The sequence below is a fragment of the Aquamicrobium terrae genome (assembly GCF_040545735.1).
Taxonomy (GTDB): Bacteria; Pseudomonadota; Alphaproteobacteria; order Rhizobiales; family Rhizobiaceae; genus Mesorhizobium; species Mesorhizobium terrae_A.
The window spans coordinates 1-12,306 of sequence record NZ_JBEPML010000005.1 but is presented as its reverse complement, the minus strand read 5'-3'; the positions used below and the strand labels follow the sequence as shown (position 1 = coordinate 12,306).

Below are 12,306 nucleotides of genomic sequence, written 5' to 3'. Positions count from 1 at the left end.
GGTCAATGCGTCCCCTCGGACAGATGGCGGCACGGTGCGAAGCTCCTCACTTGGCCGCTCCCGGCAGCTTCTTCGGCTTCGGCTCGCCCGCCTTGTAGGTCATGATGAAACGGTCGCTCACCGAATCGCGCACCGCGTTGAAGAAGCGCGCGCAGCCATGCATATGGCGCCAGCGCTCGTAGACGGTGCCGCGCGTGTTGGAGCGGATGAAGAAATAGGCCTCGAACGCCTCGTCGCTGATCGAGGCGATGTCGGCCGGGCGCGCTATATGCGCCTCGCCGGCATGCCGGAACTCGATCTCCGGGCGTTCTTCCTCGCAATAGGGGCAGCGGATAAGGAGCATGGTCTTCTTTCTTCAAATCCGGTTTTTCGCGGCGGCCGTCGCGGGATCGCCGGTATTGGGAACGCCGGCCGGTTCGATAAGGAGGATATGCGTTTCCTCCTCGGCCACCGGACAATGCTCGACGCCCTTGGGAACGACGTAGAGCTCACCCGGCCCGAGCGTGACGTCGCCATCCCTGAGGCGAATGCGCAGCCGGCCTTTCAGGACGAGAAAGAAATCGTCGGTATCGGGGTGGGAATGCCAGTTGAACTCGCCCAGAACCTTCACGACCATGACGTCGTGGCCGTTGAAGTCGGCAACGATCTTGGGCGACCACCGCTCGGAGAACAGCGAAAGCTTTTCGGCGAGATTGACTGTCTGACTGGTCATTCCACGCCCCTCAGTGCGCCACGGCGGCGGCCGCCGCCTCGTCGATCAGCCGGCCGGTGCGGAACCGCTCCAGCGTGAACGGGGCGTTGATCGGGTGCGGCTCGTCGCGGGCGATGGTGTGCGCAAAGACATGCGCCGAGCCCGGCGTCGCCTTGAAGCCGCCGGTGCCCCAGCCGCAATTGACGTAGAGCCCCTTGACCGGCGTTTTGGCGAGGATCGGCGAGCGGTCGGGCGTCACGTCGACGATGCCGCCCCAGGAGCGCAGCATCTTCATGCGGGTGAACACCGGGAACATCTCGCAGATGGCGTCCAGCGTATGTTCGAGGATATGCAGGCCTCCGGCCTGCGAATAGGAGGTGTACTGGTCGGTGCCGGCGCCGATCACCAGCTCGCCCTTGTCCGACTGCGAGATGTAGGCGTGCACCGTGTTGGACATGATCACGCAGGGCACCACCGGCTTGACCGGCTCCGACACCAGCGCCTGCAAGGGATAGCTTTCCAGCGGCATGCGCACATCGGCCATGTTCATCACCACCGACGTGTTGCCGGCCGCCACCACGCCGATCTTCTTGGCACCGATGAAGCCGCGCGCGGTCTCCACGCCGGTAACGGCGCCGTTCGGCCCGCGCCGGATGCCGGTGACCTCGCAATTCTGGATGATGTGGACGCCGCGCGCGGAAGCGCCGCGCGCATAGCCCCACGCCACCGCATCGTGGCGCGCGGTGCCGCCACGCCTTTGCAGCGATGCGCCCATCACCGGATAGCGCGCATCGCGCGAGATGTTGAGCGGCGGGCAATACTCCTTCGCCTGCTCGGGCGTCAGCCACTCATTGTCGATGCCGTTCAGCCGGTTGGCATGGACATGGCGCTTCAGCACCTGCACGTCATGGACGTTGTGGGCCAGCATCATCACGCCGCGCGCCGAATACATGACGTTGTAGTTGAGGTCCTGCGACAGCCCGTCCCACAGCTTCAGCGCGTGGTCGTAGATGCCGGCCGATTCGTCATAGAGGTAGTTGGAGCGGATGATGGTGGTGTTGCGGCCGGTGTTGCCGCCGCCCAGCCACCCCTTCTCCAGCACCGCCACATTGGTGATGCCGTGTTCCTTGGCGAGGTAATAGGCGGTGCCTAGCCCATGGCCGCCGGCACCGACGATGACGACATCGTACTCGGCCTTCGGCTCCGGCGACGTCCACTGCGCCTCCCATCCCTTGTGACCGCGCATGGCTTCCCGCGCGATGGCGAACACCGAGTATTTCTTCACTTTTCCACGCCTCGCGATGAGCAGCGACATCCCCAATGCCGATGCCATCACTATCACTACCCAAACCGCCCTGCCACCCCATGCGCTGTTTGCGACGACAGGTGCCGCTTTGCGCAAGCCGGAAAGGCCGCGACGCGAGGGGCAGGTATCGGGTGGCTCCGGCACTGGCGATTTGGCACCTCTCCCGTCGAAGCCGGATTTGGCCGGCATCCACGCAGGAAAGGGAAAACCATGTTCTCGCTCGTCAACAAGGTCGCCATCGTTACCGGAGCCAGTTCCGGCATCGGCCGCGCCGCGGCCAGGCTGTTCGCCGAACAGGGCGCGGCCGTCGTCATCGGAGCGCGACGCAAACCGGAACTCGACGCCCTCGCAAGCGATATCGGGCAAAGCGGCGGCCAGGCCGTCGCCCTTGCCGGGAACGTCAATGACGAAGCCTATGCCAGGGCGCTGGTGGAGATGGCGTGCGACAGCTTCGGCGGCCTCGACATCGCCTTCAACAATGCCGGCACCACAGGCTCCATGGGCCCCATTCCGGACATGACGCAAGCCGCATGGCGCGAGACGCTCAACACCAATCTCACCAGCGCCTTCTTCGCCGCCAAACACCAGATACCGGCGATGCTCGACCGCGGCGGCGGCTCGCTCATCTTCACCGCCAGTTTCGTCGGCGTCACCGCCGGCATGCCGGGCATGGCCGCCTATGCCGCGGCCAAGGCCGGGCTCGTGGGCCTGACCAAGGCGCTGGCGGCCGAATACGGGCCCGGCGGCCTGCGGGTCAACGCCCTGCTCCCCGGCGGCACCGATACCCCCATGGCCACCGCCTCGACCGAAGAGGAATGGGCCTTCATACGCGGGCTGCATGCCTTGAAACGCGTCGCACGGCCGGATGAGATCGCCCGCTCCGCGCTCTTCCTCGCCTCGGAAGCGTCGAGCTTCACCACCGGCACGGCTTTGCTGGCCGATGGCGGCGTCTCCATCAACCGCACCTGAGACCCGGCCTCATCCCACCTGTGGGTATCGCGCCGCCCCAGCTTCGCAAGCCGGGCGGCGTAGTGCTAAAGGCTTTCATCATTCGTCTACGCAATCCCGAGCGCAAAACCGCAGCGCACTTTTGCTGGAATTGCTCTAAGGAGCTGCAATGAGAGTCGACATTGACATGGGAACGGCCTCCCCCGGGAAGCCGGCCATGATCGATCTTGAGGAACTGCTGGCCACCCGACTGCTCGTGCAGGGCAATTCGGGCTCGGGCAAGTCGCATCTTCTGCGCCGCCTGCTGGAGCAGAGCGCACCCTGGGTGCAGCAATGCATCATCGATCCGGAAGGCGATTTCGTCACCCTGGCCGACAAGTTCGGCCATGTCGTCGTCGACGCCCAGCGCACCGAGGCAGAGCTGACCCGCATCGCCGGGCGCATCCGCCAGCATCGCGTCTCCGCCGTTCTCAATCTGGAAGGGCTGGACGTCGACCAGCAGATGCGCGCCGCGGCTGCCTTCCTCGGCGGCATGTTCGATGCCGAGCGCGAGCACTGGTATCCGGTTCTGGTGGTGGTCGACGAAGCCCAGCTCTTTGCACCCGCCGCAGCCGGCGAGGTCTCCGACGAGGCGCGCCGCCTCTCGCTCGCCGCCATGACCAATCTCATGTGCCGGGGCCGCAAGCGCGGTCTGGCCGGCGTCATCGCCACCCAGCGGCTGGCCAAGCTCGCCAAGAACGTCGCGGCGGAAGCCTCCAACTTCCTCATGGGCCGCACCTTCCTCGACATCGACATGGCCCGCGCCGCCGATCTCCTGGGCATGGAGAAGCGCCAGGCCGAGATGTTCCGCGACCTTGCGCGCGGCTGCTTCGTGGCGCTGGGGCCGGCCATGTCGCGCCGCCCGCTGCCGATCACCATCGGAAATGTCGAGACCTCGGCGCGCTCGGTCAGCCCCAGGCTGATGCCCCTGCCGGAAACGCCGCAGGACGCCCGCGACCTCGTCTTCACGCCGGGCCCGGAAGAAGCCCGCATGCCGGTGCGCAAGCCGGCTCCCCAGCCCATCCCCACCGCCGACCTGATGGCCCAGCTCGCCCGCCCGCAACCGGCGCCCATGCCACCGCCGGTCGAGCCGATGTTCCCCGAAATCGACGAGGCCGAGCGCGAAGCCGGGATCGATGCGGTGCTGAGGGAGATTCTGGAAGACCCCGACGCTGGCTTCCGCACCGACGCCGTTCTCTACCAGGATTTCCTGGTGCGCTGCCGCATCCGCCGCGTGGCCGGCGAGCCGCTGCAACTGGCCGCCTTCCGCCGCCGGCTGGCCGTCGCCCGCGCCGGCGTCGACCGCAAGACGGCAGGCGGCGAGGCATGGCCCCTCGCCCTCCAGCTTTCCGAAAACCTGCCCGACGATGTGCAGGGCGTGTTCCTGATGGTGGCGCAGGCGGCCGTCACCGGCGCGCCCTGCCCGCCCGACGCCACGCTGGCGCGCGCCTACGGCACCCATTCGGCACGCCGCGCCCGCCGCCTGCTGACCTATTTCGAGGAACGCGACCTCGTCGTGGTCCGCACCGATTTCCACAACAACCGGGTCGTGGCCTTCCCCGATCTCGGCTGCGAGACGGCACCGGGCGATCCGAACGCGCCCGACGAGGCCGCACCTTCGGCTGACGCCGCCGAATAGATGCGCAAACACCCGCAAAGCCACGGCAGATCGCGATTTCTTGTATGGACAAGGAACCCCCGTTCTGCTACTAGCCGCCGCAAATTCGTGGCGGAGTCCGTCACGGAGGCTGGCGGCTATGGCCGTTCGCTTGATGGATTCTAACCCGAGAGACAGGAACGCCCGTGCAGGTACTCGTCCGCGACAACAATGTTGATCAGGCGCTTCGCGCCCTCAAGAAGAAAATGCAGCGCGAAGGCATCTTCCGTGAAATGAAGATGCGCGGTCACTACGAGAAGCCGTCCGAGAAGAAGGCCCGCGAGAAGGCGGAAGCTGTGCGCCGCGCGCGCAAGCTGGCCCGCAAGCGCGCCCAGCGCGAAGGCCTCCTCCCCGGCGCCGCGCGTCCGGCCCCGGCAGCCCGCGCCGCGCGCTGATCCGGTCTGTTTTTCGCCCTTTTCGAGGGTTATCGAGGTGGCGCGATTCCGGTCGCGGCCACCTTTTGTATTTGAGCGGGTTTTTTGGCCGGGACACGACGCAAGCGGCGGGCTAGGGTCAGCAGGACAAAGCGAGGACAAGACAGCGATGGGAGCATTGAGCGAACGGCGCGCCGCCCGTTACGGATTTTCCACGGCCGCCATTCTTTTGGGCGGGTTGGTGCTGGCGTCCTGCCAGTCCGGTCCCGCCGTGGACCTGGCCAATGTCGATGTCGCGCAGGCTTCCACCGAGAACATTTCCTCGCTGACGCAGGTGGTGAGCGCCAATCCGCAGGATCCCGAGGCCTATAATGTGCGGGGCTCCGCCTATGGCCGCGGCGGCCGCTACCAGCAGGCGCTCAAGGATTTCGACACCGCCATCTCGCTCAACCCGAATTTCTATCAGGCCTACGCCAACCGCGCGCTGATCTACCGCTTCATGGGCGATCAGAACAAGGCGATGGCCGACTACAACCGCGCCCTCCAGATCAATCCGAGCTACGACGCCGCCTATATCGGCCGCGGCAATGTCTACCGGCAGGCCGGCCGCACGCAGGAGGCCTTCAACGACTTCCAGAAGGCGATCCAACTCGACACCACGGATGCGCGCGCCTACCACAATCGCGGCCTGATCTATCAGGGCCAGGGCCAGCATGCCTATGCGATCGAGGACTTCTCGACCGCCATCTCGCTGGCGCCCGATGCCTCCGAGCCCTACAACGGCCGCGGCCTCTCCTATCTGGCCATGAAGCAGGAGGACAACGCCTTCGCCGACTTCAACATGGCCATCAAGCTCGATGCCAAGAACGCCGAGGCCTGGACCAACCAGGCGCTGATTTACGAGCAGCGCGGCGAAAAGGCGAAGGCGGCCAAGTCCTACCGCGAGGCGGTGCGCCTCAAGCCGACCTATCAGCCGGCCAAGGACGGTCTCTCCCGCACCCAGTAGGCGACTTCCTTCGCCTCACCATGCGTAAACCGGGCCGCAGCCGATCGACACGGCTGCGCCATGATCGCGCCACGGTTCGACGCAACGTATGAAGCTCCCAAGCGTTGACCGGCATGGCGATTGCGCCACTGACCGATCAGGATTCCAGGAGTTCTCCCATGATCAAGAAACTTGTCGCCGCTGCCGCCCTCGGCCTCTTGTCCCTGACGGCCGCCGCCAATGCGACCGGCCAGTTCGAGCTTGGCGTGCTCGATTGCAAGATCGATGGCGGCACCGGTTACCTCATCACCTCCAACAAGGGACTGGCCTGCACCTTCAAGCCGTCCGACGGTCGCGCGGCGGAATATTACAGCGGCATCATCTCCAAGCTGGGGGTGGACCTCGGCAAGACCCATCAGGGCAGCCTCACCTGGGCCGTCCTGGCCGCCACCCGCGACTATGACAGCGGCAAGCTGGCCGGCAATTATTTCGGCGTCAATGCCGAGGCCAGCGTCATCACGGGCGGCGGCGCCAACCTGCTGCTCGGCGGCTTCCAGCGTTCCTATGCGTTGCAGCCGCTCAGCGCCCAGGCGCAGACCGGCCTCAACCTCGCCGTCGCGGTGCAGTCGCTCGAGCTGGTGCATTCGCTGAAGTAAGTCCGGCAAACAGCCAGAGCTGAAAAAAGGGCGGACCCGGCTCCGCCCTTTTTTTCTTACACTTCGGCCGCCTTCAGCCGGTCGGCGACCAGCGCCGCCAGCCGGGCGGCCACCTCGTCCTTGGTCAGTTCCGGCCATTCCTCGGCGCCCGTCTTCGAGACGATGCGCACCCGGTTGCGGTCGCCGCCCATCACCCCGCCCGGACCGATGCCGCTGTCATGCGACACGTCGTTGGCGACGATCAGGTCCGCGCCCTTCCTGTCCAGCTTGGCCCGGGCATTCTTCAGCACCTCCTGCGTCTCTGCCGCGAAGCCGACGACAAGGAAAGGCCGCCGCGCATGATGGCCGATGCCGGCAAGAATATCCGGGTTTTCCACCATCTGCAGGGCCGGCGGTCCCTTGCCCGCCACCTTCTTGATCTTCTCGCCGGCGGCATCGGCGGTGCGCCAGTCGGCCACGGCGGCGACGAAGATGGCGGCATCCGCCGGCAGCAGGCTTTCCACCGCATCGCGCATCTGCCGCGCGCTTTCGACATGGGTGGTGGCGACACCGGCAGGATCGGGGATCGTCACCGGGCCGGAAACAAGCTGCACGTCGGCCCCCAGTCGGGCAAGGGCCGCGGCAATGGCATGGCCCTGCTTGCCGGACGAGCGGTTGGCGATGTAGCGCACCGGGTCGATCGGCTCATGGGTGGGGCCGGACGTGACGATGATGCGCCGGCGCGCGAGCGGCCTGGCGGCCGGGCTTAGCAAGCCTTCGATTGCGGCGACGATCTCCAACGGTTCGGCCATGCGCCCCTCGCCCGCCTCGCCGCTTTCGGCCATCTCGCCCCGCATCGGCCCGACGAAGGCGACGCCATCCTTCGCCAGCGTCTCACGGTTGCGGCGCGTGGCCGGATGCGCCCACATCCTGGGGTTCATGGCAGGCGCAATGAGCACGGGCTTGTCCGTTGCCAGAAGCACCGCCGAGGCCAGATCGTTGGCAAGGCCGTTGGCCAGCTTGGCCATGAGGTCGGCGGTGGCCGGCGCCACCACGACGAGGTCGGCCTCGCGCGCCAGGCGGATGTGGCCGACATCCTGCTCGTCCTGCCGGTCGAACAGGTCGGTGAACACATGGTCGGCGGCCAGCGCGCCCACCGCCAGCGGCGTGATGAACTGCTGCGCCGCCTGCGTCATCACCGGGCGCACGGCGGCGCCCCGCTCACGCAGGCGCCGGATGAGGTCGAGCGTCTTGTAGGCGGCGATACCGCCGCCGATGATGAGCAGGATGCGCTTGCCGGAAAGGGTCATGCCGGGGGAACGCCCCAAGGATTGATGACGTGGATACCGCAGCCCTCGAAATCGACGACATTGCGCGTGGCAACGGCAAAGTTGTGGGACGCCGCAATAGCGGCGATCTGGCCATCCAGTTCCTTCACCGGCTTGCCTGCCTTACGCCGTCGCGCGGATAACCTGGCATAGGGAAGGGCATCCTGATCTCCAAAGGCAAGGATCGGGGTTTTCATCCGTTCCATGAGGAAAATGTGGAGTGCCTCCGCCAAGGCCTCCTTGCGTCTTCCATCCGGCAAAAGTGCAAGCCCGTACAACAACTCCGCCTTGGTTATGGACGTGATGTAAATGTCTTCGATAGGCTGGCGCCGCAACCATGCGGCCACCTTGGCGTCCACAGAGGGCTTCATTGCCTCGGATACGACATTGGTATCGATGACGATCATTCCCAATCCTTGAAAGGGGGATCGCGCTCTGCAAAGCCGCGGGCCGGGACTTCCAGTTCAAAGCCACCATGTGGCTCGACCAGATCACGGATCGCGTCATACAGATTATCGAACTGGGCGAGTTGTTCGGTTCGCCGAGCCTCACGACGCAGAATGGTGCGCACCTCTTCCTCAAGCGACACGCCGTGCCGGGCCGCCTTCAATCTGAGCTGCTGCTTCGTCTCATCATCTACATTTCGAACCGTGAGCGTCGCCATGGAAGCCTCCCGTCACGCCGCAAATGTAGGCACTGCTAGCAATGCAGTCAATCCAGCCGCTCAGACGAGCTCCCACGCTATATAGAGCAGCGTCAGCGCAATCACCCAAAGCGCCAGCCGGCCGGAACGGGTATGGCGGGCCTCGGCCTTGCCGATGGCGTGCGCGGTCGCCTCGTCGAAGCGCAGCCCGTGCTCGGCCATGTGGTCGAGTTCGCGCGACAGGCGTTCCGTGCGCTGCGCCATCTCGGGCATGTGCCGCGCCAGCGCCGTCAGCGCATGCAGCCCCTCGCGCGCGTCGGCCAGCATGCCGCGCGGGCCGAGATTGTCGCGGATCCAGCCGCCGACCACCGGTTCCGACGTCTTCCACATGTTGAAGGCCGGATCGAGCGTGCGCGCCACGCCCTCCACCACCACCATGGTCTTTTGCAGCAGGATCAGTTCCGGCCGCGTCTGCATGTCGAACAGTTCTGTCACCTCGAACAAAAGGGTGAGCAGCTTGGCCATGGAGATGGTCTCGGCCGGCTGGCCGTGGATCGGCTCGCCGATGGCGCGGATCGCCTGCGCGAAGGCGGCGACATCGTGCTTCGCCGGCACGTAGCCGGCCTCGAAATGCACCTCCGCCACCCGCAGATAGTCGCGGGTGATGAAGCCGTAGAGGATTTCGGCGAGGAAGCGGCGCTCCTTCTTGCCGAGCCGCCCGGCGATGCCGAGGTCGACGGCGACGATGGTGCCGTCCGCCTCCACGAACAGATTGCCCGGATGCATGTCGGCATGGAAGAAGCCGTCGCGCAGCGTATGGCGCAGGAAGGACTGGATCAGGTTGGCGGCGATCGCCTTGAGATCGTGGCCGGAGGCGGCGAGCGCGGCGACATCGTTCATCTTGATGCCGTCGACCCACTCCATGGTCAGCACATCGCGGCCCGTGCGCTCCCAGTCCACCGCCGGAACGCGGAAACCGGGATCTTCCCCGGTGTTCTCGCCAAGTTCGGAAAGGGCGGCGCCTTCCAGCCGCAAATCCATCTCGATGCGCGTGGTCTGGGCCAGCGTCTCGGTCACCTCGACCGGCCGCAGCCGGCGGCTGGAGGGGATGTAGCGTTCCTGCAGGCGCGCGGCGAGGAAGTAGCTTTCAAGGTCCTGCAGGAAGCGACGGCGCACGCCGGGGCGGATGACCTTGACCGCCACCTTGCGGCGGCCTTCGGGATAGTCGACCTCGGCCGGATGCACCTGGGCGATGGAAGCCGCCGCCACCGCATCGCCGAAACCGTGGTAAAGCTCCCCGACCGACCGCCCCAGCGACGCCTCGACCGCAGCCTCGGCCTCGGCCTTGGGGAAGGTCTGCATCTTGTCCTGCAACAGGGCGAGGTCGAGGGCGATGTCGTTGCCGACGACATCGGGGCGCGTGGCCAGGAACTGGCCGAGCTTGACATAGGAGGGCCCGAGCCGCGCCACCGCATGCGCCAGCCGGTCGGTGCGCCCCTGCCGCAGTGCGCGGCGGCGCGTGAACATGGTGGCCACCTGCCAGCCGAACTTCGGCAGGCCCGAAAGCTGGTCGCCCGGAAAGGCCGCGACCACGCCCTCGCGCACCAGCACCCAGCCGGCCCTGACGAGCCGGAACGCCGCCCCTGCACTGCTCATGAGGCCTGTCCCGTCAAAGCTTCCAGCCCGAATGCAGCGCCGCTATGCCGCCGGAATAATTGCGGAAGCTCACCCGCTCGAAGCCGGCGTGCCGGATCATCTCGGCGAAATTGTTCTGGTCGGGGAACTTGCGGATCGATTCCACGAGGTAGGAATAGGGCTCGCCGTCGCCGGTCACCATCTTGCCGATCCGGGGAATGGCGTTGAACGACCACGCCTCGTAGAAACGGTCGAGCCCCGGCAGGTCGACATCGGAGAATTCGAGGCACAAGAGGCGCCCGCCCGGCTTCAGCACCCGGAAAGCCTCGGAAAGGGCGACATCGATGCGCGGCACGTTGCGGATGCCGAAGGCGATCGTATAGGCGTCGAACGTGGCGTCGGCGAAAGGCAGTTCCTCGGCATTGGCCTCGACGAAATCGAGATGCGGGGCCAGCCCGTTCTTTTCGGCGCGCTCGCGCCCGACCTGCAGCATCGAGCCGTTGATGTCGAGCACCGTGGCATGGGCGTTGCGCCGGCTGGCCTCGACAATGCGGAAAGCGATGTCGCCGGTGCCGCCGGCCACGTCCAGCACCTTCCAGCCGGGCCGCTTCGGCGGGTTCAGCCAGGCGACCATGGCATCCTTCCACAGCCGGTGCATGCCCGCCGACATCAGGTCGTTCATCAGGTCGTAGCGGTTGGCAACCTTGTGGAACACCTCGTTGACCAGCGGCTGCTTCTCGCCGGTGCCGACCTGCCGGAAGCCGTAGGAGGTTTCCATGCCGCCGTGGGCGGTGGTTCTTTCAACTGACATGATCATGATCCGCCTTGAATGCGGGCGGACCATACAGGAACCGATTTCGCCGCGCCATGGCCTTGGCCCCCGATTTGACCGGTGAATGGTCGCAGGGTCCCTGTGGACTTTGGCGCCCGCAGCCTGCATAGGCCTTTTCTAATTTCCTTCCACCCTTCACTATTCAGTACGAATTGGCGCAATTCCAGAGCGGGACGACTTTCCGTCCGGAATTGTCAGGCAAGCAACGAGCCGGAGAAGACCATGCAGGGCGTCACCGTCGTCGATCATCCGCTGGTCCAGCACAAGCTGACCATCATGCGTGACAAGAACACTTCGACGGCGGGATTTCGCCGCCTGCTGCGGGAAATCTCCCTGCTGCTCGGCTACGAGGTGACCCGCAATCTGGAACTCACCACCACCACCATCGAAACCCCGATCGAGACGATGGAGGCCCCGGTTCTCGAGGGCAAGAAGCTGGTCTTCGCCTCGGTGCTGCGCGCCGGCAACGGCCTGCTGGAAGGCCTGCTCGACCTCGTGCCGGCGGCGCGCGTCGCCCATATCGGGCTCTATCGCGACCACGACACGCTCGAGGCCATCGAATATTTCTTCAAGGCGCCGGGCGATCTCGGCGACCGGCTGGTGATCGTGGTGGACCCCATGCTGGCCACCGCCAACTCGGCCATCGCCGCGGTCGACAAGCTGAAGGCGCGCGGCGCCACCAATCTGCGCTTCCTGTGCCTGCTGGCCGCGCCCGAAGGCATCGAGCGCTTCACCGCCGCCCATCCCGACGTTCCGATCTACACCGCCTCGATCGACCGGCAATTGAACGAAAAGGGCTATATACTGCCCGGCCTCGGCGATGCGGGCGACCGCATGTACGGGACGAAATAAGCGGCAACGCACAACCGGAAACGCGACCGATGACGACCGAGGCGGAAAGGCTGGTCACGCTGGAAATGCGTGCGGCCGAACAGGAAAAGACTATCGAGGAACTGTCGGGCCAGATCGCCGAACAGTGGAAGGTGATCGACCGCCTTCAAAAAAGGCTCGATGCGCTGACTACGCGGTTTCTGGAACTGGAGGAACAGGCGTCGCCCGAAATACAGGTGACCAAGCCGCCGCATTGGTGAGCGGCTGGCGATCAGGCGAAAGAGAGCTTTCGGACTGCCTGAACCACTTCGCGTCATCAACTCTGATGGTTTTGATTGTCTCTGAGCCTTGCGTTGAGGGTTATGATGATCTTTCGCATGGTCGCTGCGATTGCGAGGATCG

15 protein-coding genes are annotated in these 12,306 nt (G+C 65.7%); 7 read left to right on the top strand and 8 right to left on the bottom strand.

Going from position 1 to position 12,306, the window contains the following annotated elements:
* Nucleotides 1-46: 46 nt before the first annotated feature.
* The 3 genes from ABID37_RS08815 to ABID37_RS08805 are packed head-to-tail and all read right to left on the bottom strand — an operon-like array spanning nucleotide 47 to nucleotide 1,976.
* Nucleotides 47-343, bottom strand: a complete 297-nt coding sequence (locus tag ABID37_RS08815) for a sarcosine oxidase subunit delta (protein WP_354193898.1) — start codon at nucleotides 341-343, stop codon at nucleotides 47-49.
* A 12-nt stretch (nucleotides 344-355) separates the two neighbouring features.
* A complete protein-coding gene (locus ABID37_RS08810; RefSeq protein WP_354193897.1) occupies nucleotides 356-712 on the bottom strand; it encodes a cupin domain-containing protein in 357 nt (118 codons plus the stop codon).
* A gap of 10 nt (nucleotides 713-722) precedes the next feature.
* Nucleotides 723-1,976 carry a sarcosine oxidase subunit beta gene (locus ABID37_RS08805; protein WP_354193896.1) on the bottom strand — a complete coding sequence of 418 codons (1,254 nt, stop codon included), beginning with the start codon at nucleotides 1,974-1,976 and terminating at the stop codon, nucleotides 723-725.
* A gap of 231 nt (nucleotides 1,977-2,207) precedes the next feature.
* On the opposite strand from ABID37_RS08805, the gene ABID37_RS08800 reads away from it, so the two are divergent.
* From ABID37_RS08800 to ABID37_RS08780, 5 genes are all read left to right on the top strand, one after another.
* Nucleotides 2,208-2,966: an SDR family oxidoreductase gene (locus ABID37_RS08800; RefSeq protein WP_354193895.1), complete on the top strand. Its 759-nt coding sequence runs from the start codon at nucleotides 2,208-2,210 to the stop codon at nucleotides 2,964-2,966.
* A gap of 148 nt (nucleotides 2,967-3,114) precedes the next feature.
* A complete protein-coding gene (locus tag ABID37_RS08795; RefSeq protein WP_354193894.1) occupies nucleotides 3,115-4,623 on the top strand; it encodes a helicase HerA domain-containing protein in 1,509 nt (502 codons plus the stop codon).
* A gap of 164 nt (nucleotides 4,624-4,787) precedes the next feature.
* Nucleotides 4,788-5,036, top strand: coding sequence for a 30S ribosomal protein S21 (rpsU, locus tag ABID37_RS08790; RefSeq protein WP_035024510.1), 249 nt, complete (start codon nucleotides 4,788-4,790; stop codon nucleotides 5,034-5,036).
* 148 nt (nucleotides 5,037-5,184) lie between these two features.
* Nucleotides 5,185-6,021: a tetratricopeptide repeat protein gene (locus tag ABID37_RS08785; protein WP_354193893.1), complete on the top strand. Its 837-nt coding sequence runs from the start codon at nucleotides 5,185-5,187 to the stop codon at nucleotides 6,019-6,021.
* 158 nt (nucleotides 6,022-6,179) lie between these two features.
* A complete protein-coding gene (locus ABID37_RS08780) occupies nucleotides 6,180-6,656 on the top strand; it encodes a DUF992 domain-containing protein (protein WP_354193892.1) in 477 nt (158 codons plus the stop codon).
* A gap of 56 nt (nucleotides 6,657-6,712) precedes the next feature.
* Here the strand turns inward: ABID37_RS08780 and coaBC are convergent, their stop codons facing one another.
* From coaBC to ubiE, 5 genes are read right to left on the bottom strand one after another with little or no spacing between them, the layout of a single operon-like run.
* On the bottom strand, nucleotides 6,713-7,945 hold the full coding sequence (gene coaBC / locus ABID37_RS08775; protein ID WP_354193891.1) for a bifunctional phosphopantothenoylcysteine decarboxylase/phosphopantothenate--cysteine ligase CoaBC: 1,233 nt from the start codon (nucleotides 7,943-7,945) through the stop codon (nucleotides 6,713-6,715).
* Nucleotides 7,942-8,370, bottom strand: coding sequence for a type II toxin-antitoxin system VapC family toxin (locus tag ABID37_RS08770; protein WP_354193890.1), 429 nt, complete (start codon nucleotides 8,368-8,370; stop codon nucleotides 7,942-7,944). Before ABID37_RS08770 ends, coaBC begins: the two co-directional genes overlap by 4 nt.
* Nucleotides 8,367-8,627: a FitA-like ribbon-helix-helix domain-containing protein gene (locus ABID37_RS08765; RefSeq protein ID WP_354193889.1), complete on the bottom strand. Its 261-nt coding sequence runs from the start codon at nucleotides 8,625-8,627 to the stop codon at nucleotides 8,367-8,369. Before ABID37_RS08765 ends, ABID37_RS08770 begins: the two co-directional genes overlap by 4 nt.
* A 60-nt stretch (nucleotides 8,628-8,687) precedes the next feature.
* Nucleotides 8,688-10,262, bottom strand: a complete 1,575-nt coding sequence (gene ubiB / locus ABID37_RS08760) for a 2-polyprenylphenol 6-hydroxylase (RefSeq protein ID WP_354193888.1) — start codon at nucleotides 10,260-10,262, stop codon at nucleotides 8,688-8,690.
* A 13-nt stretch (nucleotides 10,263-10,275) separates the two neighbouring features.
* A complete protein-coding gene (gene ubiE / locus ABID37_RS08755; RefSeq protein WP_354193887.1) occupies nucleotides 10,276-11,052 on the bottom strand; it encodes a bifunctional demethylmenaquinone methyltransferase/2-methoxy-6-polyprenyl-1,4-benzoquinol methylase UbiE in 777 nt (258 codons plus the stop codon).
* Between the two features lie 243 nt (nucleotides 11,053-11,295).
* On the opposite strand from ubiE, the gene upp reads away from it, so the two are divergent.
* On the top strand, nucleotides 11,296-11,925 hold the full coding sequence (gene upp / locus ABID37_RS08750) for a uracil phosphoribosyltransferase (RefSeq protein WP_354193886.1): 630 nt from the start codon (nucleotides 11,296-11,298) through the stop codon (nucleotides 11,923-11,925).
* Nucleotides 11,926-11,954: 29 nt separating this feature from the next.
* Nucleotides 11,955-12,164, top strand: a complete 210-nt coding sequence (locus ABID37_RS08745; RefSeq protein ID WP_354193885.1) for a SlyX family protein — start codon at nucleotides 11,955-11,957, stop codon at nucleotides 12,162-12,164.
* Nucleotides 12,165-12,306 lie beyond the last annotated feature (142 nt).

Bases quoted from the DNA above. Each gene is read 5' to 3' on its own strand.
- upp (WP_354193886.1), top strand. From the start codon at position 11,296: ATGCAGGGCGTCACCGTCGTCGATCATCCGCTGGTCCAGCACAAGCTG.
- ABID37_RS08785 (WP_354193893.1), top strand. From the start codon at position 5,185: ATGGGAGCATTGAGCGAACGGCGCGCCGCCCGTTACGGATTTTCCACG.
- ubiE (WP_354193887.1), bottom strand. From the start codon at position 11,052: ATGTCAGTTGAAAGAACCACCGCCCACGGCGGCATGGAAACCTCCTAC.
- ABID37_RS08745 (WP_354193885.1), top strand. From the start codon at position 11,955: ATGACGACCGAGGCGGAAAGGCTGGTCACGCTGGAAATGCGTGCGGCC.
- ABID37_RS08810 (WP_354193897.1), bottom strand. From the start codon at position 712: ATGACCAGTCAGACAGTCAATCTCGCCGAAAAGCTTTCGCTGTTCTCC.
- ABID37_RS08770 (WP_354193890.1), bottom strand. From the start codon at position 8,370: ATGATCGTCATCGATACCAATGTCGTATCCGAGGCAATGAAGCCCTCT.
- ABID37_RS08815 (WP_354193898.1), bottom strand. From the start codon at position 343: ATGCTCCTTATCCGCTGCCCCTATTGCGAGGAAGAACGCCCGGAGATC.
- coaBC (WP_354193891.1), bottom strand. From the start codon at position 7,945: ATGACCCTTTCCGGCAAGCGCATCCTGCTCATCATCGGCGGCGGTATC.
- ubiB (WP_354193888.1), bottom strand. From the start codon at position 10,262: ATGAGCAGTGCAGGGGCGGCGTTCCGGCTCGTCAGGGCCGGCTGGGTG.
- ABID37_RS08795 (WP_354193894.1), top strand. From the start codon at position 3,115: ATGAGAGTCGACATTGACATGGGAACGGCCTCCCCCGGGAAGCCGGCC.
- ABID37_RS08765 (WP_354193889.1), bottom strand. From the start codon at position 8,627: ATGGCGACGCTCACGGTTCGAAATGTAGATGATGAGACGAAGCAGCAG.
- ABID37_RS08800 (WP_354193895.1), top strand. From the start codon at position 2,208: ATGTTCTCGCTCGTCAACAAGGTCGCCATCGTTACCGGAGCCAGTTCC.
- ABID37_RS08780 (WP_354193892.1), top strand. From the start codon at position 6,180: ATGATCAAGAAACTTGTCGCCGCTGCCGCCCTCGGCCTCTTGTCCCTG.